Source organism: Vibrio sp. Y51_MX_L26 (assembly GCF_024181935.1).
GTDB classification, from domain to species: Bacteria; Pseudomonadota; Gammaproteobacteria; order Enterobacterales; family Vibrionaceae; genus Vibrio; species Vibrio diabolicus.
Window position 1 is genome coordinate 99,488 of the sequence record NZ_JAMZAS010000006.1, and the last position, 25,488, is coordinate 124,975.

Annotated in this window: 20 protein-coding genes; 9 read left to right on the top strand and 11 right to left on the bottom strand. The window is 44.9% G+C overall.

Going from position 1 to position 25,488, the window contains the following annotated elements; translation table 11 throughout:
• Positions 1 to 7 precede the first annotated feature (7 nt).
• The 5 genes from NL645_RS14585 to NL645_RS14605 all read right to left on the bottom strand — a co-directional run bounded on the left by NL645_RS14585 (position 8) and on the right by NL645_RS14605 (position 7,382).
• The gene (locus tag NL645_RS14585; protein WP_031780239.1) at positions 8 to 1,921 is read right to left on the bottom strand and encodes an EAL domain-containing protein; all 1,914 of its coding nucleotides are present in this window, start codon (positions 1,919 to 1,921) and stop codon (positions 8 to 10) included.
• Between the two features lie 5 nt (positions 1,922 to 1,926).
• Entirely contained in the window at positions 1,927 to 2,610 is a 684-nt protein-coding gene (locus NL645_RS14590; protein ID WP_005392134.1) for a transglutaminase-like cysteine peptidase, read from the bottom strand.
• 114 nt (positions 2,611 to 2,724) lie between these two features.
• Positions 2,725 to 4,116, bottom strand: a complete 1,392-nt coding sequence (locus NL645_RS14595) for an HlyD family type I secretion periplasmic adaptor subunit (protein ID WP_005392136.1) — start codon at positions 4,114 to 4,116, stop codon at positions 2,725 to 2,727.
• A 172-nt stretch (positions 4,117 to 4,288) separates the two neighbouring features.
• Positions 4,289 to 5,515: a sigma-54 dependent transcriptional regulator gene (locus NL645_RS14600; protein ID WP_253651909.1), complete on the bottom strand. Its 1,227-nt coding sequence runs from the start codon at positions 5,513 to 5,515 to the stop codon at positions 4,289 to 4,291.
• The gene (locus NL645_RS14605; RefSeq protein ID WP_253651961.1) at positions 5,508 to 7,382 is read right to left on the bottom strand and encodes an ATP-binding protein; all 1,875 of its coding nucleotides are present in this window, start codon (positions 7,380 to 7,382) and stop codon (positions 5,508 to 5,510) included. The genes NL645_RS14600 and NL645_RS14605 overlap by 8 nt, the downstream gene beginning before the upstream one ends.
• A 115-nt stretch (positions 7,383 to 7,497) precedes the next feature.
• Here NL645_RS14605 and pdxH point away from each other — a divergent pair, with 115 nt between their 5' ends.
• Positions 7,498 to 8,133, top strand: a complete 636-nt coding sequence (gene pdxH / locus NL645_RS14610) for a pyridoxamine 5'-phosphate oxidase (protein ID WP_005392142.1) — start codon at positions 7,498 to 7,500, stop codon at positions 8,131 to 8,133.
• Between the two features lie 72 nt (positions 8,134 to 8,205).
• On the opposite strand, the gene NL645_RS14615 is transcribed toward pdxH, so the two are convergent.
• The gene (locus NL645_RS14615) at positions 8,206 to 8,925 is read right to left on the bottom strand and encodes a PAS domain-containing protein (RefSeq protein ID WP_005392144.1); all 720 of its coding nucleotides are present in this window, start codon (positions 8,923 to 8,925) and stop codon (positions 8,206 to 8,208) included.
• 974 nt (positions 8,926 to 9,899) lie between these two features.
• Between NL645_RS14615 and NL645_RS14620 the strand changes: the two genes are divergently transcribed.
• From NL645_RS14620 to putP, 4 genes are all read left to right on the top strand, one after another.
• On the top strand, positions 9,900 to 10,712 hold the full coding sequence (locus tag NL645_RS14620; protein ID WP_006740882.1) for an AraC family transcriptional regulator: 813 nt from the start codon (positions 9,900 to 9,902) through the stop codon (positions 10,710 to 10,712).
• 406 nt (positions 10,713 to 11,118) lie between these two features.
• A complete protein-coding gene (putA, locus tag NL645_RS14625) occupies positions 11,119 to 14,250 on the top strand; it encodes a bifunctional proline dehydrogenase/L-glutamate gamma-semialdehyde dehydrogenase PutA (RefSeq protein ID WP_006740881.1) in 3,132 nt (1,043 codons plus the stop codon).
• 11 nt (positions 14,251 to 14,261) lie between these two features.
• Positions 14,262 to 14,969, top strand: a complete 708-nt coding sequence (locus NL645_RS14630; RefSeq protein ID WP_006740880.1) for a 1-pyrroline-5-carboxylate dehydrogenase — start codon at positions 14,262 to 14,264, stop codon at positions 14,967 to 14,969.
• 136 nt (positions 14,970 to 15,105) lie between these two features.
• Positions 15,106 to 16,599 (top strand): sodium/proline symporter PutP, encoded by a 1,494-nt coding sequence (gene putP, locus NL645_RS14635; protein WP_005392162.1) that lies wholly within the window; start codon positions 15,106 to 15,108, stop codon positions 16,597 to 16,599.
• A 124-nt stretch (positions 16,600 to 16,723) separates the two neighbouring features.
• On the opposite strand, the gene NL645_RS14640 is transcribed toward putP, so the two are convergent.
• Positions 16,724 to 17,257: a GNAT family N-acetyltransferase gene (locus NL645_RS14640; RefSeq protein WP_253651910.1), complete on the bottom strand. Its 534-nt coding sequence runs from the start codon at positions 17,255 to 17,257 to the stop codon at positions 16,724 to 16,726.
• 182 nt (positions 17,258 to 17,439) lie between these two features.
• On the opposite strand from NL645_RS14640, the gene NL645_RS14645 reads away from it, so the two are divergent.
• Positions 17,440 to 17,679 (top strand): RNA-binding protein, encoded by a 240-nt coding sequence (locus NL645_RS14645; RefSeq protein ID WP_005392166.1) that lies wholly within the window; start codon positions 17,440 to 17,442, stop codon positions 17,677 to 17,679.
• A 58-nt stretch (positions 17,680 to 17,737) separates the two neighbouring features.
• On the opposite strand, the gene NL645_RS14650 is transcribed toward NL645_RS14645, so the two are convergent.
• On the bottom strand, positions 17,738 to 18,292 hold the full coding sequence (locus tag NL645_RS14650) for a GNAT family N-acetyltransferase (RefSeq protein ID WP_253651911.1): 555 nt from the start codon (positions 18,290 to 18,292) through the stop codon (positions 17,738 to 17,740).
• A 384-nt stretch (positions 18,293 to 18,676) separates the two neighbouring features.
• Here NL645_RS14650 and NL645_RS14655 point away from each other — a divergent pair, with 384 nt between their 5' ends.
• Together NL645_RS14655 and NL645_RS14660 are read left to right on the top strand one after the other, a co-directional pair.
• Positions 18,677 to 18,925, top strand: coding sequence for a hypothetical protein (locus NL645_RS14655; protein ID WP_253651912.1), 249 nt, complete (start codon positions 18,677 to 18,679; stop codon positions 18,923 to 18,925).
• Between the two features lie 294 nt (positions 18,926 to 19,219).
• Complete coding sequence (locus NL645_RS14660; protein ID WP_006740877.1) at positions 19,220 to 19,696, top strand: Lrp/AsnC family transcriptional regulator; 477 nt, start codon at positions 19,220 to 19,222, stop codon at positions 19,694 to 19,696.
• Positions 19,697 to 19,798: 102 nt separating this feature from the next.
• Here NL645_RS14660 and NL645_RS14665 read toward each other — a convergent pair whose 3' ends face one another.
• Both NL645_RS14665 and NL645_RS14670 read right to left on the bottom strand, forming a co-directional pair.
• Positions 19,799 to 20,506, bottom strand: coding sequence for a DUF445 domain-containing protein (locus NL645_RS14665; protein WP_005392172.1), 708 nt, complete (start codon positions 20,504 to 20,506; stop codon positions 19,799 to 19,801).
• 591 nt (positions 20,507 to 21,097) lie between these two features.
• On the bottom strand, positions 21,098 to 22,948 hold the full coding sequence (locus tag NL645_RS14670) for an ABC transporter ATP-binding protein (RefSeq protein ID WP_253651913.1): 1,851 nt from the start codon (positions 22,946 to 22,948) through the stop codon (positions 21,098 to 21,100).
• Positions 22,949 to 23,351: 403 nt separating this feature from the next.
• Between NL645_RS14670 and NL645_RS14675 the strand changes: the two genes are divergently transcribed.
• Complete coding sequence (locus tag NL645_RS14675) at positions 23,352 to 24,353, top strand: arginine deiminase-related protein (RefSeq protein WP_253644173.1); 1,002 nt, start codon at positions 23,352 to 23,354, stop codon at positions 24,351 to 24,353.
• Between the two features lie 130 nt (positions 24,354 to 24,483).
• Here NL645_RS14675 and NL645_RS14680 read toward each other — a convergent pair whose 3' ends face one another.
• Positions 24,484 to 25,407, bottom strand: coding sequence for an AraC family transcriptional regulator (locus tag NL645_RS14680; RefSeq protein ID WP_005392187.1), 924 nt, complete (start codon positions 25,405 to 25,407; stop codon positions 24,484 to 24,486).
• Between the last annotated feature and the right edge of the window lie 81 nt (positions 25,408 to 25,488).

Genomic DNA, 25,488 nt, shown 5'->3' on the forward strand with positions numbered 1-25,488 from the left:
AACCTTTTTATTCCTTGTCGACGATGAATCCTTGGAATACCTCAACAAAATGCTCGGTGAGAAAGTCCAACTGGATTTGAGTTTCAATACGCGACGCGATAGTCGTAATGCCTAGGTTATGAGCAGTACGAGAAATCGACGTTAGTGTGAATTTCTGTTTTTCGTCGTGTAAGTTGTGTGTGAATAGGTAATCGAGCTTCACATAGTTAGGGCGGAACTCTTGGATATACTCCAATGACTGGAAGTTACGTCCATAGTTATCTACGCCAAACTCAGCCCCGGATTGGCGAATGGCATTACATAACAGCGCCGTGTGGTGAGGCTGATCAATAAAACACTCCTCTGGAATTTCAAAGTGTAGCTTAGAGGCCACTTTTGCGTGTTTTTCTAACATGCTGGTGGTCCAGCGAATGAACGATGGCTGAGACAAGCTGCTTTGCGCAATATTGATCGCGACAGGATCGGTTAGCTCGCCACTTTCTAGCATCTTAATCATCGACTCAATAACGTATTGGTCGAAAATATTGGTGGCGTCTAACTGCTCTAGTGCGAATAAATATTGGTTGGCACGGAACGTTTCGCCCTCTTTTTCGATGCTTGAGAACACTTCGTTATGGAACACTTTACCCCAAGTGTTCTTCGCTGCTTGGAAGCGGAATTTAACCCAATCGCTATGAATCGCTTCTTCAACCAGCGCTTTCCACTGCTGTTTACCCATTAAGTTAGAAGGTGTGTCACTGCCGATAAAGCCGTAAGCTTTGTCTGGTTGAGCTTTGGCTTTCGAGAGCGCATTATCCACCATAGATAAGATTTCAGAGCGCGTTTTTTGGTCTTTACTATGCGCAACACCTAAGGCTGCTTTTGGTTTGGCTAGACCGGTTGGGTCAGTGTTCAACCCGTTAACGCAGTTCACGATGCTGTCCGCCAAAATGCGTAGTTCGCTTTCATCCATGTGTGGGAAAAGCAGGCCAAACTCATCACTAGACAGGCGCGCAATGGTAGCTCCCGGCACATCAATGGTGTTCTTCAGACGTTGAGACAACTCTTTTACGTGGGCATCGGCGCGTTGGTAGTCTTTTGTCTCGTAAATGTCACCAATGTATTCTGCATGGAGTAGCGCGATACCCCCTTGCGTTTGCTCTGCAAGCCATTGGTCTATTTGGTTGATGTAGAACGAGCGATTACCCAGTTTGGAGATAGGGTCGAGGTAAGCTTGAGCACGCAGTCGTTGTGCCTCTTTCGCTTGTTCTTTGAATGACAGCTCAATTTGAGCAGACATCATGTTAATGCCATCTACCACCGCGATCAGATCTTTAGTTCTTGGACGAGCAAGTGGTTCACCAAATTGGTTATTAGCGATTTCATGCATTTTCTTCACGATGGCCGCTAATGGTTTTAGTGAGCGACGGAGGATGTACGAAATCGCAATTAAACCAGCCAGGAAAATGACACTGAATGCAGATAACAAACCAATAAAGCCTTGCCAGAGCTGCTCGTAAGCAGCTCCTGGGTGGCTAATGATTTCCACTTCAGCAAGTTGCATCCAACCACTGGTTACTACGCGCTTATCGTGAATGGCTTTGAATAGATTCATGTCGATAAACCATTGTGGCACCGTACTTGGTTTTACCGGGTAAGTGCGCACGATTTGGTAGTCAGAATCTAAAGCGGTAAGGCGAACAACCGAGTAGGTGCTGCCGTCAAACAGAGCATTAATCACGGATTCTACCGCGACTTTATCTTTGTCTTTAAGGTAAGGAGCCAATGCCAAACCTACGGTGTTAATGGTGTTGTTGACCTCTGAACGTTGCTGTTGTTCCAAGCTGTCTCGAGTCGTGTTGAATTGGATTACGAATACTGATGCCAACAAGAGTATAAAGACCGTAACCATTCCCACTACAAGCTTCTTATATAGGGTCATGTTTCTCACTCGTCATAGTTAATTTTAGGTTTATTTAACTGCAACTTACGTTCGCGCGAGCGTAAGTCATTCCAAAGGCTCAACCGTGATGCTTTCCCTGCCAGCTCTCCAGTGCTAGCAGAAGACTTCATCAACCACAGGTTTGTACCATTAAAACTGTATATCGGTAGCAAGTCGCTACGTTTAGAGGCTCGGACAATATCAGGGTTGATATTGTCGAGAATGAGCGGCTCAGAGCTTGGGGTTGGGTAGTAAGCTAATACCATGTGAAACTGATTCAGTTCGATGGCTTTTACGTAGATCAAACGCATCTTAGAATCTGGTATTCCTAGCTCGAGTAACGAGAAGTACTTGGCGATGGTGAAATCCTCACAATCCCCTGCATTACTCCCTAAAAATTCGAGTGGCGTAGCCCAATAATCTGTCTTTCCCCACAGTTTTATGTCGTCAACAAAATACAGCTGGTTAAAAAAGTCGTTGACGCCAGCGAGCTGTTCATGTGTCTCTAATTGTTTAAATAAGTCGAGGTTTTTTCGCCATGTATTTACGCGCAATCCCGCACGTTCGCCGTACACCGCTGTGACCGTATTGACCCATTGTTGTTCTTTACTGCTTAACGCACCAATTTGGAACGAAAAACAACTTAAACTGATTAATAATGTAACTTTACGCTTCAAATTGGATCGCATATTCGACTCATATCACAAGTATACTCTTCTAAAGGGTTCGTCAGTGAGAAACAAGTGCTTTTTATTTAGTCACTTATCGCTCAATACTCGCCGTTGTGAGTACCTTGGTGTGATTTACTCCTTCAAGGCGTTCGTTTTGGCACTTAAAATCGGCTTAAGTAGATATTCCAAAACGGTTCGCTTCCCTGTGATGATATCGACCGATGCCGTCATTCCTGGAATGATTGGTAAATCTGCATCTTGACCAAAATTCGTTTTATCGGTGCGGACACGAACGATGTAAAAGCTATTTCCTTCTTCATCTTGGGTTGTATCTGCGCTGATGTGCTCCAACTCACCTTCTAAGCCGCCGTATTTAGTGAAGTCGTAAGCCGTAAACTTCACGATGGCGTGTAGGTCTGGGCGCAAAAATGCAATGTCTTTTGGCGCAATTTTCGCTTCTACTAATAACGTATCTTCAGTTGGTACAATTTCGACGATATCCATGCCTGGCTGGATAACTCCCCCAACGGTGTTGATGTTCAGCGTTTTGATTTTGCCTGTGACTGGCGAATTCACAACGGTTCGATTGACTCTATCTTCTAAACCCACTGCTGATTCAACCAAGGCAGATAACTGGTCTTGGGCGCTGTTGAGCTTTTCTTGCTGTTCTGAACGGAATTTGAGCGCAACATCAATACGATTAAGCATGGATTCTCGAATCGCTGATTTTAATACCGGGATTTTGAGCTCACTGGAAGTCATTTCGCGGCGGGTGTCGTTGACTTGGCGTTGTAACTTGAGTAATTCAATACGAGGCACAACACCTTCATCAGCCAACGGTTTGGTGATGTCTAATTCTTTCTTCGCATATTGATAGCTTTGACGTAAGTTCCTTACTCGCGCTTCAATCTCTACTAAGTCCTGCTGCTTTTGCTGAACTTGTTGGTCAATCACCGAAAGTTGGTTGCGTAAATTGTCTAAATCTTCGCGGTATTCAGCTTTCTGGCGCTGAGTGAGTTTCGGTTGAGTTTCTTCTAAAGTTGGTGGAAAGGTCAGTTTGCCATAATCGAGTACTACGCTTTGACGCCAGTTTTCCGTTTCAAAATCACGATTCACGGCAACACTGTTGATTGAAGCTGAGAGTTGCAGCACAGACGCAGTTAGGTTGGCAACTTGTTGTTCACGCTCACGAAAATCAGAGCGAAAGCGAGTGTCATCGATAAGAAGTAACTGCTGACCTTTTTCAACCAACTGACCTTCTTTGACTAAAATTTCTTTGACTAAGCCACCTTCTAAGTTTTGGACAACTTGAATCTGTGAAGAGGGAATGACTTTTCCCTGACCAACAGTGACCTGGTCGATTTCAGCCCAAGATGCCCAGCCTATTGCAGCAATAAAAAACAACACCATCACCCAGAGCATCAAACGTGCGCTATTGGGGGTGTTGAGGAGCAATGCTGCAGTTTTGTCGTCAACAAAATCCAACTCTTCATTGTTGAGTTTGTTGTAGTTATCTCGGCTCATCACAGTCCCTGCTTATATAAATGCTGATTATCTTTTTGATCTTATTATTATTAACCGATCATGTCAGTATGCTCGGCGAATAAAAATATGAGACGAAGACCATTCTCTCTCCGAATGAGCGTTTTCAATGCTTCTCTAGCAAAAGAAAAGTGAAGATATCGTCAGAGTATGGCTATTGCGCCTTGAACTTGGTTTTATCCAACTGATGTTTTTTTAGTTTGTCGTACAAGGTTTTGCGTGATACCTTTAATTCTAGTTGAACCTCTTTGAGTCTGCCTCGGTGTCTTTGTAGTGCATCGAATAATAAGCAATATTCAAAGTATTCTGTGCGCTGAGTCATACTCTGAATTTCGATACTTTTTTCACTGTTCCAATCTTCCATTCGGAAGGTATCTGGCTTGAGTGCGCGAAGTTCTGCAAATTGGCGCAGCTGCTTAATATTCTCTGGCCATTCTAAATCGGTCAGATGTTTGACTTCTTCTAAGCTAATGTGTGGCGGTTGAAGCTGATAACGGCTCGCTGCGTGGCGTACAAAGTGCTTATATAAAGGTCCAATGTCTTCTTTTCTTTCATCGAGTGTCGGCAAGTGAATTAGAGTAGCCAGGGCTTTGATAGACGGATCGACTTGGGTTGTCGCACCAAAAACACGCTCAAGTTTCGGGTGGTTAAATAAGCATCGCCATTGTTCATGTGACACATGATCAGCACTATGTAAGTACAAGCTGCAATGGCTTTTTCCTTCAATCAAGCGATGTATGGCTTTATCGAGGGCTTCCAATGAAAGCTCATAGAGATCCTCACCAGAAGCGGCGATTAACTCGCTGTCTGGCGTTGCATGTATGTCGTGGGCAAATTGTGCGGCGAGCCGGCGACCTGTGCCATCTTGACCAACAAAAATGATCGGCTGGTTCGTTGGTGCGCTGATCAAAGCGCGACGAATGCTCACCATGGCTTTACTGTGACCAATCATTTTCGGACCAACATGAGTTTGCATGTCGAGCTCTTTCTTAAGCCAGATGTTTTCCTGCAATAGATTCAACTTATCGCCAGCATTATTGAGCGACTTCATAAGTTGTTCCGTTGAAAAAGGCTTTTCGAGAAAGTCGTACGCGCCGCTTTTCATGGCATCCACCGCGGTTTTCACATCTCCATGTCCGGTAAGTACGATAAATTGAAAGTGATCGTTTTTGCTTCGCAACGTTCGCATGAACTCCAATCCATCCATCACAGGCATATGGATATCGGTAATGATGATCGCTGGCGTATTTGGGTCGATAACGCGTAAGGCTTCCACGGCGTTTGGTAAGCAGGTGACGTCTATCCCTTCAATAAGCAGTGCTTGAGCGACGGCATCACGAATATGTGGTTCATCATCAACAAAGAAAACGGGATTATTCATGGTTGTTTTCCACTTCTGGGTTGCGTTGGTTTTGGATAGCGATTGGCAGTGTCACGATAAAGGTCATGCCTCCTGCTTGTTGTTCCGTGTTCTGATGTTTATAAGCACTGAGTGAACCGTGATAGCTTTCTAAAATGCGTTTGGAGATGGTCAAACCTAATCCTAAGCCCTCTGGCTTAGTCGTAAAAAATGGGTCAAAGACTTTTGCTAGGGCTTCGTCCGACATGCCGGGCCCGTTGTCGGAAACAAGAATGTCACAGCTGTCATCATGACACTGAACGGCAATAGATATTTGCGGATCAATGCAGTAGTTTTCCATCGCTTGTGCAGCGTTGTGGAAGAGATTGATCAGAACTTGCTCTAACTCAACGCTGTGAATTGCTAGCTTCACATTATAATCGATGGCTGGGACTTTTAATGTCACCCCTTGTTTAATGAGTTTGTTGCTCAAAATGCTGGTGGCAGTATGTACTGCGTCGTGCAGTACCGCGATTTCATTGTGTGAATCGTGCGTGGCTTTCCGAGTAAAGACTTTTAAGCGAGCGATCACTTCCGAAATGGTGTCATTGAGTGTCAGCATTTTGCCCAAGTTGTCGGCGACCATTGGGTATTTTTCCATTGCCAACAAACGCTGCGAGTTTTCGGTATAGGTTCTTAGTGCGGAAAGTGGCTGATTTATCTCATGATTAATACTGGCAGAAAGTTCTCCCAACAATGCCAATTTCGCGGCTTGAGTCAGTTCTTGTTGTGTTTGTTTAAGCTCTTGTTGGCTTTGCTCATATTGGCGGATGGTCTGTTGTAGCTTTTGGTTGGCCTCACTCAACACTAAGGTTCGTTGCACCACTTTTTCTTCTAGGCTCACATTAAGGTCGGCTAGGCGTGCCTTGTTCACGAGTGTTTGGAACCACGCCAACGCAATCAGCGCAATGAGCGCATATAGAATCAGAAAGACGACATCAGCCTGTAAAACGGCGGCAAGGACGGTGTTGTGGTTTATCAAGGCAACGACGCGAAATCCTTTATCCAATAAATGTGTCGCGTATGCGAGGTAATTGGGTGAGAGGAGCAATTGATTATCAGCAAACTCGCTGACGCCACTTTGCGCGGTAAGCTCACCAAAATACTCTGGTAAGGTATCGCCATACTGACGCGTTTCGGTAAGCTCGTTTATCGCACTCGGTGACAGCGGGAAAAGTGCACGATAGCGCCAGTTAGGCAAATTGCTCATAAACACGACATTGTGTTTATCCGTGATGAGTACGTCCGTCGTGGTTTGCGAAAGACGCTGTTCTAACTGCTCCAAGTTCACTTTTACCGTGATCACGCCAACGACCTCGTCATTTACCCAAAGCGGAGATGAGAAGAAGTACCCACGTTTATTTGAACGAACGCCTAACCCGACATATTGAGCTGGTTCACCGCGTCGCGCATTTTTAAAATAGGGACGATAGCTAAAGCTGGAACCAACAAACGTATCTTCTTGCTGAAAGTTACTTGAGGCAATGACTAACCCTGTGCGGTCATGAACGTAAATCGTATCGGCCAAACTTTGTTTCAACCAATCTGCTAACAATAGATTGAGCTCGTGAGAGGGCGCTCCGCGTTCTACTGCTTTGAGTAATCTCGGATCGTGACTTAATAGGTTTGGTATCTGTTCAAACTTTGCCAGCTCGTAGTCGACTTCTTGCGACACTTGCGCCGCTTGTCTCTCTAGCTTTTTTTGCCACTGATCATGTTGGTATTGAGTTGCGTAATGATGAGTAAGCGCAAGCCCTGAAATGCCAACGGCACACAGCAGCAGTAGAAAATGACGTAGGGCTTTAGGGTTGAGTAAGTTCACGATCAGCTCACTGGTTTTTTGTGTCATGGTATCAAATGACACACTGTGATGCTGTGAGCGGCAACGATAACAAGCATAATGATGTCCTTGTATTTCCTCAGTATCGGGAGCACAATCGACAAAAACGAGTGAAGGAGTAAAGATGGAACTTGCTGATATTCGTCGTGAGTACACCAAAGGTGGGCTACGTCGTAAAGATTTGAAAGCTGATCCTATTGATCAATTTAATCTGTGGCTAGAGCAAGCGGTTGAAGCGGGTTTAACGGATCCGACTGCGATGACAGTTGCAACGGTTGATGAAAATGGCATGCCGTTTCAACGCATTGTTCTATTAAAAAACGTCGACAAAAATGGCTTTGTATTTTACACCAACCTAGGCAGTCGCAAGGCCCAGCAGCTTGAGCATAACAGCAATATTAGTTTGCACTTCCCTTGGCATCCGTTAGAGCGCCAGGTTCATATTACTGGTGTGGCGGAAAAGCTCACCGCCGTAGAAAATATGAAATACTTTACTTCTCGTCCAAAAGAGAGCCAATTAGCCGCAATCGCGAGCAAGCAAAGTAGCCGTATTTCTGCTCGAGGCGTATTAGAAGGTAAGTTTTTAGAGCTAAAACAGAAATTTGCTAAGGGTGAAATACCGGTTCCAACCTTCTGGGGTGGCTTTCGCGTAAAACCACAGAGCATCGAGTTTTGGCAGGGTGGTGAACACCGTCTTCATGACCGCTTTCTTTTCTCCCAACATGACGGAAGTTGGGACATTGACCGTCTAGCGCCATAAACTCTCGTGCCTCATGAATAAACAAACACCGCCCACTTGGGCGGTGTTTTTGTAGGTAGAAAGTGGCGCGAATTATCGCTCTCCATTCAACACTACCGATAATTGATGCTTAAGCAGCGTTTTGGGTACAACAGAGCCGTAGCCTGCTTCCATGGCTTTATCTATTAGTTCGTTCTTGCTGTTTGCTGCAAACTTATTACGTAAGCGTGCGACGTGACCTTCAACGGTTTTTGTTGATATACCCATGACCTGAGAGATGAATTGTGGCTTCTTGCCGTAGAGCAAGAGGAAAAGCGTTTCTTGCTCGCGACATGTGAGCTTCTCTGGTTTTGGCTGTAAGTCAGAGAAACGAAAGATGGATTGCTGATTAGGGTTGGTGCTGATTGCACGACAAACCCAATACCCGACTTCAATCACGGCGGTGTCGGTGAGTTCTCTTCCGTAGAAAATGGTCCCTACGATGTTACCATTGTCATCTCGCCACGGTGTTTTAGTAAAGATATGCGCTCGCCAGCGGCCATCTGGATAAGGATGGATATCAAGAATTTTGAGTGACTCACCAGTTTCGATGACGTGTTTATCTTGGCGTTGAAATTCTTGTGCACATTCAGTGGTTGGGCTTGCCATCTCAAAATCAGTTTTACCGACGCACTCCTCGGGCGACGTGTGTCCCAACAGTTCTGCGTATTCCTGATTTACGTAGCGGAATACCGAATCTTTATCTTTGCATCCCCAACAACCTGGAAGCTGTTTAAGGAGGGATTGTTCTATGGTATCGACTGAAATATTCACAAAAGGACTCACTACATACTGCTTTTACCAATACAGAGACGTCCGTGTTGCGTTGTTAATATTGACATTGCCAAGTAGGCAGTCATGTTGCTAGAACACGTTCGTTGATTGGCGCTCAATCCAATTAAGTTCATGGTGTTCGATATTTTCGTCACACAGTGATAAACAACAACGAAATTGAACGAAGAATTTAATTGGGAAAATGGTCTGTTTCATTACAGATATGTGCGCTCACGGATGTCCGCCTGATGTTCGGCTTACAACTCGTATCGTCCTTGATCATGCTTCCTACAACTCAGTTGTAATTTAGTTAGCGTTCATATCACTCATCGAGAGGGAGAACGGCGCCTAAGTCATATGAGAGGGACAGTGAGACGAAAGCTATAATATCAGCTTATGCCATTGTTTTCATTGTTGAGAAGCGAAAAAAAAGCCAGCCTGAAGACGGGCTGGCAACACAAGATATAATCTTGTCGACGTGTAGAAGAGGTTCTAAATTACCTAGCGAGGGTCTGCTAAGTAAGTTAGAGGTATCAATGAGATACCGAGAGCTTTAGATCGTATGCATCTTAAAGCTCGAGGACTAATGTATTGAATCAGAAGCATATTAGTAAGGGGGGAAATCCCTCTATGTTGATTTCAAGAGGTGGCTTTGATCTGTTTATGAGGCGATTTATCTATTTTGAACCGCAGTGTTCTACCAAATAACGGATTGTTCGGTAACAAGGATCTTTATATCTATTGGTTATGTATACGTAAGGTGCTTCTATCTATCCGTTTTTGTTAATAAAATTGGTTGCTCATTGACCGTAAGTTAACCTCGCATGATCATCGTTCCGGAACTATGATCATGTAAACGAACTTGATCATGCTGTTTTGATCTTGTGCGATTGAGTTGGGGAAAAGTTGCAACCCAACAAGGAAGGTATATGATGCCAAGACGTAAGCTGACCGTGTAAAGACGACTGTTTAAAATGAGTGATTCAGATAACCCCAAAGCCCCGCCATATCAAGAGATTATGCTGCCTAAGCCAGCAGAACTGATCACACTTCCGTCTTATATGGATTGCCATGATCATTCCTACACACAGATCGTGATTGGTTTAAAAGGACAAGCCGAATTTGAAGTGCGTGGACGAGGTAATCTTGTCGGTCCTGGTCAAGGTTGTGTGGTAACCGCATGCTCTGATCATGCTTTCGGTGGCGTTATTAACCAATCGGATATTTTGGTGTTGAATATGCCAAAACCGACAAATGATGATCCTGAAATGCTGCAGAAAATCAATAATCTGGAGAGAGACCATGTCTACTTTCAGTTAGACGGTCAAATTCAGAAGCTGATACAGATGTTGGTTCAGGAAATGCGAAACCATCCGGACGACCTGCTGTTAAGTCGCGCGTGTAACGATACCGTGATTGCATTAATGCAGCGCCATATCTCGGCATTTGAGACTAGCCGAAAAGAGTCACGCTTTGATTTGGAGGCGATTGATCGCTACATCGAGCAGCACCTTAGCCATAAAATCAGTGTGGCTCAGTTAGCGGGACGAGTGTTTCTTGGGGAAAGTCAGTTCCATTGCTTGTTTAAGGAGCAGATGGGGATTACACCTCATCAATATGTTCTCGGAAAGCGTATCGACATGGCTCGTGAATTAATCGAGCAAGGCCACCTTTCTTTAGGGCAAATTGCCGAATTCACTGGTTTCTCAAGCCAGAGTACGTTTACTCATACTTTTACTCGCTTACAGGGAATATCGCCATCCCGTTATAAAAAACAAGTTGGATAACAACGCGTATTTTTAGGTCAAATTAGCAGCAATCAGAAAAAAGCCATGCAATGTGCATGGTTTTTTTGTGTTTTATTCACGTGACCTATCTCTCGTTTTGTTAAATTCTCTGTCCTTTGGTGTGACTGATATGCCACTTGATCCTACATTTTCTCTTAGAACGAACGCTTCACAAAAATCTTATTGATATTCATGACATTTTGTTGTGATTGCAATGAAAAAATTAAAATTTACAACACAAAATATTACCTATTTGAATGTGACTATGTGGATGTTTTGTTATAAAAGCGAGTTTTTGGCAAAAATGTCGTAGTTTTTGACAAGTATTCTTATCGGCCTCAAAATACACTGCCAGCCATTGATAATCCTCGAAGCGGTTTTCGAGGAGTGAGATTGAGGAACACACATGTTTACAGCTACGAACGTGTTGACACCGGAATTTATCGGGCAGCCGCTTGATAAGTTGTGGTCACTGATCTCGCCATTGTATATGGTGGACGAGTCTCAATGGCTAGAGCAACTATTGCCACTAGCGACGCCGACAGAGGATGAAAAATCGGCGATCACTACCCAAACGACCCAACTTATCGAAGCCATTCGTGCCGATAAGAAGTCAATCCAGATGATTGATGCTTTATTGTTGGAATACAGCTTAGATACTCAAGAAGGTATCTTGCTGATGTGTCTTGCAGAAGCATTAATGCGCATCCCAGATGCCGCGACAGCAGATTCTTTGATTAAAGATAAGTTGAGCGTCGCAGACTGGAAATCTCACCTGAAAAACTCTGACTCTGTGTTTGTTAACGCATCAACATGGGGACTTATGCTAACAGGTAAAGTGGTTGGCCTTGGTGAGCAAGGCACCCAGAGCCCTGGTCAGGCTGTAAACCGTCTGGTAAATAAATTCTCTGAGCCTGTGATTCGTAAAGCCATGTATCAGGCAATGAAGATCATGGGTCACCAGTTTGTTCGTGGTCGTACGATCGAAGAAGCGCAGAAGAACGGTCGCCCAATGCGCGACAAAGGTTTCACCTACTCATTTGATATGTTAGGTGAGGCGGCGTTAACTACAGCGGACGCGAACAAGTACTTCAAAGATTACCTAATGGCGATCGAAGCGGTAGGTCGAGAGACTTACGGCAATGACACTAGTCCTGCGCCTTCGATTTCCATCAAGCTTTCTGCATTACACCCGCGCTACGAAGTCGCAAATGAAGAACGTGTAATGACAGAGTTGTATGACTCACTAATGCAGCTATTGAAACGTGCAATTGAAGTCGACGTTGCAATCACAATCGATGCAGAAGAAGCGGATCGTCTTGAGCTTTCTCTGAAGCTATTTGAGAAAGTGTACCGTAGCGATCTTGTGAAAGGTTGGGGCAAGTTTGGTTTGGTTATTCAAGCCTACTCAAAACGTGCTCTACCAGTCTTGGTGTGGCTAAACGCACTCGCAAAAGAGCAGGGTGACCTTATTCCGCTGCGTTTGGTTAAAGGCGCGTACTGGGACAGCGAAATCAAGTGGTCTCAACAAGCGGGTTACGCTAATTACCCGGTATACACTCGCAAAGAAGCGACGGACGTTGCGTACCTAGCTTGTGCTCGTTTCCTACTTAGCGAAGGTGTTCGCGGTAATATCTATCCGCAATTTGCAAGCCACAATGCTCACACGGTGACGGCAATCGCCGTTATGGCTGAGCACAAAGAGTACGAGTTCCAGCGTCTACATGGTATGGGTGATTCACTGTATAACCATGTTATGGAAATGTATGGTCAGCCAGTACGTATTTACGCTCCTGTCGGTAGCCATGCTGATCTTCTTCCGTACTTGGTTCGTCGTCTGCTTGAAAATGGCGCGAACAGCTCTTTTGTACATCGATTGGTTGATGCGCGTTGTCCGATTTACGAGTTGACTCATCACCCTGTTGATGTGTTGACGGGTTTTGACACGCTACACAACGACAAGATCCCATTACCTGCCGACATCTTCCCTGAGCGTAAGAACTCATACGGCGTCAACATTGATATAGACAGTGAGGCGAAGCCATTTGAAGCGCAAGTAGAAAGCTTCATGGACAATCAGTGGGTTGCAGGCCCGATGATCAATGGTGAGCGTTTTGCCGAAAGCATGATCAAGGAAAATGCGGCTGAGATCATCACCGCACCGTACGATCGCCGAATTGAAGTCGGCAAGGTGGCATTTGCAACTCTTGATCATGTTTCCGCTGCAATTGATGCGGCGCAAACTGCTTTCTCTGATTGGAAAGGTGTTCCTGTTGAGCAAAAAGCGGCTTGTTTAGAAAAGCTTGCTGACTTAATGGAAGAAAATCTGGCTGAGCTGGTGGCGATTTGTCACAAAGAAGCGGGCAAGACGATTCACGATAGTATTGATGAAGTTCGTGAAGCAGTGGATTTCTGTCGTTATTACGCGAAACAAGCGCAAAACCTACAGCCATTTGAGCTAGAAGGTTTTGACGGTGTGAAACGCATTTCTAGCCGTGAAGGTCTTGGTGTGTTTGTGTGTATCAGCCCTTGGAACTTCCCGCTGGCTATTTTCCTTGGTCAGGTAACGGCAGCACTGATTGCAGGTAACACAGTGGTTGCAAAACCTGCTGAGCAAACGAGCTTAATTGCCGCTCGCGCTATTGAATTAATGCTTGATGCGGGTTTCCCTGCTGGTGTGATTCAGTTACTTACTGGTCGCGGCGCTGAGATTGGTCATGCACTGACTTCTCATGATGCCATTGCTGGTGTGGCATTCACTGGCTCAACGGCAACGGCGCAACGCATTAACGTCACGCTCGCGGAGCGCAGCGCGAAACCGGTTCCGTTTATTGCGGAAACAGGTGGTCAAAACGCAATGATCGTGGACAGTACTGCATTGCCAGAGCAGGTGGTGCGTGATGTGATTCGTTCGGCGTTTGCATCTGCAGGTCAGCGTTGTTCTGCCCTTCGTGTTCTATTTGTACAAGAAGATGTAGCAGACCGTATGATCAACCTGATTCAAGGTGCGATGAATGAGCTGCATGTTGGTTTACCTTACCTACACAAAACGGATGTTGGTCCGGTTATCGACAGCAATGCAAAACAAAAACTCCTTGCTCACCTTGAGCAAATGAGCAAAACACAGACTAAAGTCGCTCAGCTACAGCTGGATGAATCGTGCCAGCATGGTGACTTTGTCTCACCAAGTGCGTTTGAAATCTCGGGCATCGATGTGCTGAAAGAAGAACAATTTGGTCCAATCTTGCACATTGTTCGCTTTAAAGCGTCTGAATTACCGAACGTGGTTGCGCAGATCAACAAGACGGGTTTTGGCTTGACGATGGGTATCCATAGTCGTAACGAAACCACGTACCGTTGGATTGAGAAACACGCTCGAGTGGGTAACTGCTACATCAACCGAGACCAAGTTGGTGCTGTGGTTGGCGTACAGCCGTTTGGTGGTCAAGGCTTGTCGGGTACTGGCCCGAAAGCTGGTGGTCCACACTACCTATTCCGCTTTACTCAACATCTTCTTGCTCAAGCAGAAAACGCATAAGGAGTCGCATTATGGTTCATCAGATCACCTATTTTAAAGATGCATTCTCTGCGTGGGAGCAGTGGAATCTGACTGATTTTGATTACAAATGCGAGCATGTTCTGGCATTTAAATCTGCATTAGAAGGGCAGCAGTCTACCGTTGCCAAAGTGGTTTCTTACCACTTGCAACAAGCATCAACTCTTCTTGCAGAAACTCACCAGTTAGTTGGCCCTACAGGGGAAACTAACGAACTGTATGCCGCAGGACGCGGTGTGGCTTTGGTGATTTGTGAAAACAACATCGAGCCTGCTGATAATGCGTTATACAGTGCTTTTGCAATGATCACCTGTGCCTTAATTGCAGGCAACAGTGTGGTCGTTTGCAGTGACAATGCAGAGCTAAACCAACTGGTTAAGCAAGCTGTAGCGTTGGCAAACTTCCCATCTAACTTAGTCCAGGTTGTTGCGTACGATGCGTCTGCCCCGTTGCTTGAGAGCGATGTACGTAGTGTGGGTTATGTTGGGCGTTCACAGGTTGAGCATGCGCTCAATCTTCAACTAGCTAAGCGTGACGGTGCAATCGTCGGCTTAGTTTCTGAAACGGATTTAGAGTCACCGAAATTGGCTCATGATCCTCATCTCTCGTTGCGCTTCATTACCGAGCGCACTCGAACGATAAATATTACCGCGGTGGGTGGTAACGCGACTCTACTCGAGTTGGGGAACGAAACTCACTAACCTGACTTGTGATACCAATCTGGAATAACTGGACTGAGAGCCGGTCCAGATTGGTTTCTTATACTCTGATGTATTGCTGAGACGGTAAAATATCAGGGCAGGCAAGGAAGGAAATAATTATAACGAGGACTATCTAATGATAGAAAATAGCTTTGCTATCACGTCCACTTTTGTGGCGTATTTACTGATTATGGTTGCTATTGGCGTTTACGCGTATAAGAGGACTTCCAATTCATCTGATTACTTCCTAGGTGGCCGTAGCCTAGGTCCGTGGCCTGCTGCATTATCTGCAGGTGCTTCAGACATGAGTGGTTGGTTGCTGCTAGGCTTGCCTGGCTATGCGTACGCTGCGGGTATCGAGGCCTTCTGGTTAGCCGGCGGTCTACTTCTTGGTACATGGGCAAACTGGCTCATCAGTGCAAAACGCCTACGTACCTACAGTATCCAAACTGACGCGTTAACGTTGCCAGAGTTCCTGTCACGTCGCTTCAACGATAAGTCGAAACTGATCCAGACAATCTCTGCGTTTTTCATTCTTCTATTTTTCCTTTTCTACACCAGCTCAGGTTTGGTCGCAGGGGGCAAACTGTTTGAGACGGTATTCGGTCTAGATTACACCTACGCTGTTATCATCGGTACGGTGTGTGTGGTTTCTTACACACTATTCGGTGGTTTCCTTGCGGTATCTTGGACTGACTTAGTGCAAGGCTTGCTAATGGCGGCTGCGCTAATGATTGTTCCTGTTGCAGTAATGGACGGTGGTCTAGGTCAGCTAACTTCTGATCTGCATGACATCAACCCAGAACTTGCAACGCTATGGAATGACGCCAAAGGCGAACCACTGTCTGCGATTGCTATCATCTCTTTAGCGGCATGGGGTCTTGGTTACTTTGGTCAGCCACACATCCTAGCGCGTTTTAAAGCGTCTCGTTCAAACAAAGATCTAACGACTGCACGTCGTATCGCTGTGATTTGGACTGCACTATCTATGGTTGGTGCAATGCTTGTTGGTCTTGTCGGTCTGGTTTGGGTTACGGGTCATCCGGGCACTCAACTAGAAGATGGCGAGAAGATCTTCATGCTATTGGTTAACGCAGTATTCCACCCTGTCGTTGCGGGTATGTTGTTAGCAGCAATCCTAGCGGCGGTAATGAGTACAGCAGACTCACAGCTTCTTGTTTCATCTTCAGCGCTTGCAGAAGATTTCTACAAGCAAGTATTCAAGCCAGAAGCGTCTTCTGAAGAAATCGTAATGATTGGCCGTATCGGCGTTATCGTGATTTCGCTTGTTGCGCTATTCCTAGCAATGACACCAGATAGTTCAGTACTTGGTCTTGTTTCTTACGCTTGGGCTGGCTTCGGTGCTGCATTTGGTCCTGCGGTTGTACTTAGCCTTTACTGGAGCGGTATGAACCGTAACGGCGCACTAGCAGGTATCCTTGTTGGTGGTATCACTATCGTAGTTTGGAAGCAGCTAACTGGCGGTTGGTTTGATGTCTACGAAATCGTACCGGGCATCATCTTCTCTACGCTTGCTATCGTTGTTATCAGCAAAGCGACAGGCGGTGCAGCGCAAGACGTATTAGACCAACATCAATCGTACGAGAAGAAACTAGTTGAACTAGACTAATTACTTCCTTTTACGAACACAAAGCCCGCTTATACAGCGGGCTTTGTTTTATCTGAACTTAATAAACGTTAATGGTGATTGCTTGAGGCCAGACTGTCACGTCGCTTTATTCTTTGTGAGTGTATTAGTCACGACGAACTTTGGCGTAAATAACGGTGTTACTTAGCTCGCCAGAAGGCGCACGCCGAGCATTGCGTAGCTCACCTTCAAACTCATACCCACAGCGCTCAGCAACCGCACGACTTTTGCGGTTATTCGCATCGGCTAAAATCGCGATTCTTTTCGCGTCCAACGCTTCGAATGCATAGTTTTCAATCGCCGCTACCGCCTCAGAGATATAACCGTAGCCTACCGCGCGATCATCAAGCCAATAGCCAATCTCAAATGCCGGTATCTCTTGATCATGGATCATTAACCCAATGGCGCCGAGTAAACGATCGCTTTTCTTGTCGATTAGGTAGTAGCGCAACTCTTCTTCGAAGTTTTCAAAGTTTGCGATGGCTTTCTCTGTCCCTGCAATCATCGCTTCTAAAGTGAGCACGTGAGGTACCCATGGCAGGTAAACTTCAAGCGTTTTTTGGCTACGAACAACGGCCTGATGTGCTTCTTCTGCACGTTCCAAGCAAGCTGGGATGAGCTTTAAACGTTTGGTTTCCATGTCGAATCTCCTAGGCTTTTATACTCCAATCGTTTCGTAATGCAGGACTCAGAGCGTTATCACTAAAAATCATTTAAACAGAAACACTTAGAGACATCTAGCCTTCGCAAGAACATTATTCACTTGGTTTGTAAGGGAGAAGCTGAGAGAATTGAGGCGTTATAAACATAAAATGGTTTAATATGAAACTTCTAGTAAGAAACTTAGCTCGTGAGACGACAGAGCAAGACATCCGTACTCTGTTCTCAAACTACGGCAAAGTTGAGCTTTGCACCGTCGTGCTTGATCAAGAAACGGGTTTATCAAAAGGGTTTGGTTTTGTGATCATGCCGGATGAAGCCGAAGCCGTTGCGGCGTTGGAGGCACTAAACCTGTCTTCAGTACACAAGAGCAAGATTCGTGTGAAAGTCGCACAAGACTAGTATTTTTGCCTTTCAAGGTGAAAGATAAAACCAGCTGAGAGGCTGGTTTTTTAGTGCCTTAATTTTGAGAGGTTGCTACGGTTACTTGAGGCGAAAATATTTGCTGGTATATGCAGACTTCTCGTTCTTTTCCCTGCATTTTGATGATGTGATTGTCGATATACGTCATGCCCAACTTTTGAATGACTGATTGGGATTGTCTGTTTTCGACCAAGTGCATCGCTTTTAGGCCCGATAACTCAAAATGTGGTCTGGCAAACTGAATTAAAGCCATTGACGATTCTTGAGCAAACCCATTACCCCAATAATCGACACCAAGCCAATACCCTAATGTGCCGACTCCCTTAGAAATGTTTAGCAAACTAACAGCACCAATTAACGCATCGTTTTGACGTAGAGTAATAGCATATATGACCCCACTACGTTGGTGATATACGCCAACATGGCTCTTAATCCAAATTTGTGCCATCGGCTCTTCATAGGGATGAGGAATGTTTGCGGTCATATCAGCAATGCTCTTGTCTCCTGCGAGTCGTGCGACTGTTGCGCTGTCTGTCGGATGAAATGGGCGAAGAATAAGCCTTTGTGTCGTGAGCGTTGGTTGAAGCGTCATCGTGCGTCCTTGAGATGCGTCAGTATCGTGGAAATTGCAGATTCACACTGTAAATCAGGCATGTTTAAACAACCAAGTAATGCCTGAATCGAAAATGTGAGTGAAAGCCATATTTAAAACGCCATAAAATTGATCATTGCAGATTGAAATAGCGAGTAGCAACAATTGCTTATGTGTGATGTGTCGTATTATTACACACATAAGCGCGTTCGTTCATAATAATGGTACAAAAGTTGAGGTCTGACCAATGTCTCAATTTTTTGATACTTTCGTCCAATTTTTTGAAGATAGGACACAAAAAATTAAAGGGGCTTTTTTATTGTGGAATTATTTTGAACAAAATATGTCAATTGTCAGTAGTACTGAAAAACAGGGAGAAGAGAAATGCCGGATATATATTGCGCAGCTTGTAGAAAATCAACGCAACATAAAGTGATCATGAAGCGTTGCGAGCCACACCCCGTTGATTCGTTGACAGGTAAAGTGGTGAGTTTTACACAGCTGATGGCGAAATTTGTATCAGGTGAACACTACTACGAGATGGAACCACAATACTACTGCCGATGCTGTAATCATCGTGCAATTGGAGAAGTGATTCCTCATCCTACCAGGCATACGTCGGCAGCTCTCTAATTCAGAGCGATAGCTATGATTAATAGCTAAACAGGGCGGCTTGCTTGCCCCGCACGCCAGATCTATAAAGGCGTATCACACGCTTTCAAATTTGCGACTCTACGGGAGCCGCTAGATTACTTTTGTTCTTCATACTCGGGTATGGAGAGAGCGGCAGTAATCACAGCCCTTTTCTTCCTTAGTTATTTTCTAATTATTCTCTGCTGAATTTCACATGCTGTGCATTTGATGGTTTGCAATTGTTTAAGCAACGATTAATGTGATGCTTCCTGAGTGGTTACAAGGATGTGGTTAATGAGTTACCAATTGGACCGGATTGATTTACACATTTTGAGAGTGCTTCATTCAAGAGGCAGAATTCCAGTTGTTGAACTCGCAAAGCAGATCAACTTAACGACCTCGCCGTGTTCTGACCGCGTGAAGCGGCTAGAAAAAGAGGGGTATATCAATGGCTACCATGCTGAGCTGAATGCGGAAAAATTAGGGTTGGATGTGCAAGTATTCATCCATATTCGCTTAGACCAAACCAGTTTTTCCATTTTTGAAAAGTTTGCGAAAGCCGTCGAATTGATGCCGGAAATTGAAGAGTGTTATTCGCTCTCTGGGGACTTCGATACCATGATAAAGGTTCGTGTTAAGAGTATGAAAGCGTATCAGGAGTTTATGTCGAGTAAGTTAGGCACGCTTCCGGGCGTAATCCAGACTCGCAGTGAAGTGGTAATTGAAGAACATAAAACAGGATTTGGTGTTAATCCTGAGCTCCTTGGTTAGGCGAGGCATGCGTTGAGCCCCGTTATTTAACGTGACTTGGCGTATTACTTTTTCAAGATCAAAAAAGGAGCCGAAGCTCCTTTTTGATAAATCGGTGAGCGACTATGCGCCGATAAAGGTGCTGATAACACCAATTAAACCGCCAAAAACACCGCCCCAAACGACTAGCCAGCCAAGGTGTTCTTTAATCATTTTTTGCACCATTTCTTTGACCAGTGCGGGTGTTAACTCGCTCAAGCGCTGATCAATGATGCCTTCAATGTTTTGCTTTATCTCATCCATCATAGCAGGAGATTCGAACTGCTCTTTCAGTGCTTCTTTGATGTTATCGCTCTTGCTCAACTCAATAATGGATTCTTGCATCTTTTCGACGAAAGGCTGCCGCATAGGTTGTAATGCCTCCGCGCCGCCAAACATCGCTAGCATGCCGCCAAATTGAGAGCCTTCGATCACTTCTACCAAAGAGTCAAACGCTGGGTTTAAATCCACTTTCTCAATCACAGGTTGAAGATCGATGTTTACACCGCCCGCCATTTCTTTGTTCAAGAATCGATCGATGTTCGCTTCGGTAAAGAACTGCTCCATCATCAAGTTTTTGATAGCCAGTTTAAACTCTTCAAATCGCGCGGGGATCACGCCAGAACCGTATAATCCAGGCACTTTTTCAAACAGCATGTGGATGGCAAGCCAGTTAGTGATGGCGCCTGAGAACGCAAACAGCCCCGCATACCAAAGGTAGTCGTTTTGTAATTGATGACCTCCAGCCATCAAAGCGATAGCGAGGACATTCGTTAGCAAACTTTTGTTCATAGTGACCAGTTATATGTGAATATCGGAATAAATAAGTGGGCCTGATTCTATACCTAAGTCACATTGAGATGCTAGGTTTTGCCGTGATGAGTGACCGTGTTGCGAAGGGATAAAAATGGATGTGCAGAAAAACAAAACCCGACAATTACTGTCGGGCCACTGCTTTTTCTTAGAAAAACTAAGATTCTATTTTTAATTTTAGATGCGGTAGATCTTACAACAAAGTTGGCATTTCCATCTTTCTGAGTAGCCGAATAGCTTGTCAGCCCAACTTGGTTTGAGTTGTACGATCTGCATTGAACCACATTTACACATAAGCTAATTACCTTATTGTTAATCTAATAACTAAGCCATCTATTGAGTATAGCTGTTTCTCAAAAAGTGAAATGACAAATGAAGACGGCTCAAAACTCTGTATTGTGTTCATTGCAATGGATACGCAACGAGGCGGTATATTAGCAGAAAAAATGTGAGCTTTATCATGGAGGGTGTTTCATATATGAGAAACTATAATGGCTATATGAGTATAGGATTATCAATAAAAATGAAAAACGGCGCTTCATGCGCCGTTTTTATTGGGTTTCTCGCTAATTAAGAAACGTGTTGATTTTCTAACTCTTCAGCGATAAATCCGCCAGTTTGATGGGCCCAAAGCTGGGCATAAATACCGTTGTTCACGATGAGCTCTTGGTGAGAACCTTGTTCAACAATACTGCCTTTATCTAGCACGATGAGGCGATCCATTTGTGCGATGGTCGACAATCGGTGCGCAATCGCAATAACGGTTTTTCCTTGCATTAATTCATTCAAGCTTTCCTGAATCGCTGCTTCGACTTCTGAATCCAGAGCCGATGTAGCTTCATCCAGTACCAGCAATGGTGCATCTTTGAGTAGCACACGAGATATTGCGATACGCTGACGTTGGCCGCCAGACAGTTTCACACCACGTTCACCAACTTGCGCATCGTATCCGACATTACCAAATGGATCGGTCAGAGTTTCAATAAACTCATGGGCATGCGCTTGCTTAGTGGCTTTCAGCAAATCTTCTTCTGTCGCATCTGGGTTGCCATACAAAATATTGTCGCGAATCGAGCGGTGTAGCAGAGAAGTATCTTGGGTCACCATACCGATCTTTGAACGCAAAGAGTCTTGTGTGACTTCAGAGATGTTCTGTCCATCGATCTTAATGCTGCCGTCTTCGACATCGTGGAAACGAAGTAACAAGTTCACCAGAGTTGATTTTCCGGCGCCGGAGCGCCCAACCAAGCCGACTTTCTCTCCTGGTTTGATGTTGAGATCGAGGTGGCTAATCACGCCTTTGTTCTCACCGTAATGGAAGCTGACGTTATCAAAGTGAATGCCACCTTCAGTGACTACTAAGTCTTTTGCGCCTGGTTTATCTTTAATATCAATAGGCTTAGAGAGCGTTTTCATTCCATCGACTACGGTTCCCATATTTTCAAAGAGGGCGCCAACTTCCCACATGATCCACATCGACATACCATTTACGCGTAATGCAAGGCTAACAGCAATCGCAATCGCGCCAACGCTGATGGCACTATCCAACCACAGGTAAATCGATAAAGCAGCAACGGAAAAGACCAAAATATAGTTTGAGATCTCTACAGCAACGTCGAAGCCGGTCACTAGGCGCATTTGACGATAGACCGTATTTAAAAATCCCTTCATCCCTTGCTCGGCATATTGGGTTTCGCGCTGGCTATGAGAAAACAGTTTGACGGTTTGAATATTGGTATAGCTGTCGACGATGCGTCCTGTCATTGTCGAACGTGCATCGGCCTGCGCTGAAGCGACGTCTTTGAGCTTAGGAACGAAATAGATTTGGATAGCGATGTAAGCGAGCAGCCAGACGATCATTGGGATCATCAAACGCCAGTCTGCCGTCGCTAACATAATGATCATGCTGGTGAAGTAAACCGTAACATAAACAAATACATCCATAGCTTTCATGACGGTTTCACGCACAGCTAGTGACGTTTGCATGACTTTAGTTGCAACTCGGCCTGCAAAATCATCTTGATAGAAGTTTAAGCTTTGATTGAGCAAATACCGGTGTGCAAGCCAGCGGATAGACATTGGATAGTTGCCTAATAATGTTTGGTGAACGAGCAACGAATACACGATCACCAAAATGGGCATGACAACCAACAATAAGGTTCCGTAAAAAATCAAATCTGCTTTATTGTCTTGCAAGAACGTTTCTGGATTGCTGGTGGACAACCAATCAACCAATTGTCCCATCGCGCCAAACAACATAACTTCAACGACAGCAACAATCGTGGCCATCAAAGACATGATGATCAAAGGCTTTTCGTAGCCGCGGGTGTAATAACGTAAAAAAGCGAGCATCCCTGAAGGAGGCTGATCTGGTGTGGATTTGGGGAACGGCTCTGTAAAGCCTTCAAATCGTTTAAACATAACTCATCCTAAAGTTAAAACAGTGCCATTTGGGGTGGCTAAATCCATCGATTCACGCAGCTTTGGACGAAGCCGCGTGTATAAGAGTTTTTGGCTGCTCCTCGAGAAAGCAGACGGATTGACGAGTGGGGCGAAAAAATAGTCTAACCGATTGTGTTTTAAATGTAACTAGTTGGTTATGGGTGTGGTTGTCTATGGTTCTGATTCTTATGATGAATTCTTCGCATGTTCATCGCGATACCATAAAACCTTAAACCTGCATAGTGACAATAAAATTTCGGGAGAAATAAGCTAAGTTCAGTGAAAATTACTTCTAGATAATTAAATTAATTGTGAAAACAGCAAAACTGAAGTTAACAATAAATTTACAATCTCCTCATTCTAGTGATAAGGAATGTATTGGATGCTATTACACGAATCAGTGACCCAATTTGCTAATGGGAAAGAAGAAAGCACGCAAAGTGCTCAGCGCCAAACCGCAAACTGCGTAGTGATGGTGCCACCGAAAGAGTTTCGTTTTAATGAAGAAACCGCACAAGATAATGAGTTCCAACATAAAGTGTCACTCAGCCAAGAAGAAGTCTCGCGTAGAGTGATGGCCGAGTTCGCGAGTATGGTAGCAACGCTGCGTCAAGAGGGCGTTCAAGTTGTTGAGTTTGATTATCCGGCTTCAGATGTTGCGACGCCAGACGCGGTATTTCCAAACAACTGGTTTAGCACTACGCCAGATGGCACGTTGTACACCTTTCCAATGGCCTGTGAAAACCGTCAAAAAGAAGTGCGTCCCGATGCGCTTGTGGCGGCACTAGCGCAAGCTGGGCGAGAAGTTCATCGACGTAGCAGCCTAACTGAATATCTTGATGAGCAAGCGTATTTAGAAAGCACGGGTGTGATGGTCTTTGACCACTTAAATAAAACGGTCTATGCCGCACTCTCACAACGTTGTGATCGTCTGGTTTTAGAAGATTACGCCGATCGTATTGGCTATGAACGAGTGATCTCTTTCCAAACTCGTTTGCCATCTGGTGCGCCTATTTACCATACCAACGTGATGATGGCTGTGGGTGAGCAGTTCTGCGTGATTTGTGACGAAGTGATCCCAGAATTTGAGCGTCGTTTTGTGATGAAATCTCTCGCTAAAGATAAACAAGTGATCTCTATTTCGATTGAGCAAATGAACCACTTCTGCGGCAACATTCTTCAGTTGGAAACCATCAATGGAGACAAAGTCATTGCGATGTCGCAATCGGCATACGATGCTTTCTCTCCAGCACAAAGAAATCAACTTTCGACGCACGGTAAATTGCTGCCATTCGATGTTTCTACCATAGAATCTATTGGTGGTGGCTCGGTTCGCTGTATGTTGGGTGAGGTATTTTTGCCTAGTCGACAAGCGGTGTTATAAACAATATTGCGCAGTTTTGCTTGCAAATGCAGGTGACGTTCATTCTCTCCCAAATAATAAAACCGTTAGCCTCGAGGCAGTACGAGGCTGACGGTTTCACTTTCTAGCTTCTTCCTAGGATATTCCGAGCTTAACCCATACTCTCGCGCAAAGACTTGATGTCTTTGGATGGTGGCGCACCAAATAAACGGCTGTATTCACGGCTAAATTGAGAAGGGCTTTCGTAACCCACTTTAAACGTAGTCGCCATGGCATCGAGGTTTTCTGTCAGCATTAAACGCCGAGCTTCGCTGAGTCTTAATTTCTTTTGAAATTGCAGTGGCGTCATAGATGTCATAGAACGAAAGTGGGTATAAAATGCCGATTTACTCATGCCACTGTATGCGGCTAACTCACTGACACTCAAAGGCTTTACGAAATTATTCTTCAACCAATCAATGGCCTTCGCGATTTGATGGCTGTGACTTCCTGCAGTCACGATTTGATTAAGACGAGCGCCCTGTTCGGTGATTAACAGTCGATAAAAAATCTCTCGCTTAATGATCGGCGCTAAAATTTTGATGCTTTGTCCTTCATCCAGCAGCTCTATTAAACGCAGAAAGGCGTCAAGTAATGGCTCCGACAACTCTCCAACCGCTATGCCTTTTTGTGCTTCTTTGCTTTGATTAAACGTCAGTTCACTATCGACAATAAGTTGAGATATTTCAGTCAGATCCAGCTCCATAATCACCCCTAAATAAGGTTTATCTTCACTGGCTTCAATGATATTGGCGATAATCGGCAAGTCGACAGAGGAGATCAAAAAGTGGTTCGCATCGTAAACAAAGCTATCTTCACCCAACAACACGCGCTTTCTCCCTTGAGCAATTAAGCAAATACTTGGGTTGTGGGTGTAGCTTGTCGGTGGTGTTGGGGTTGCCCAGCGACTGAACCTTAATCCTGGAATTTCTGTGTCATATTGGTTCGCGCCATTTGCCCATTTCTCAATGTGCTTGGCAAGCTTTTCTATTGCACTGGCCAGGGTTGACGAAGTGTTTGACGGTACTTCTTGCATAAGTCAGTGCTCTCCTCTGGTTGGCCTCAGGTTCGGGGTTAACGGCATGCGATTTCTGCCTTTGTAGTTAACGCCTCTTCG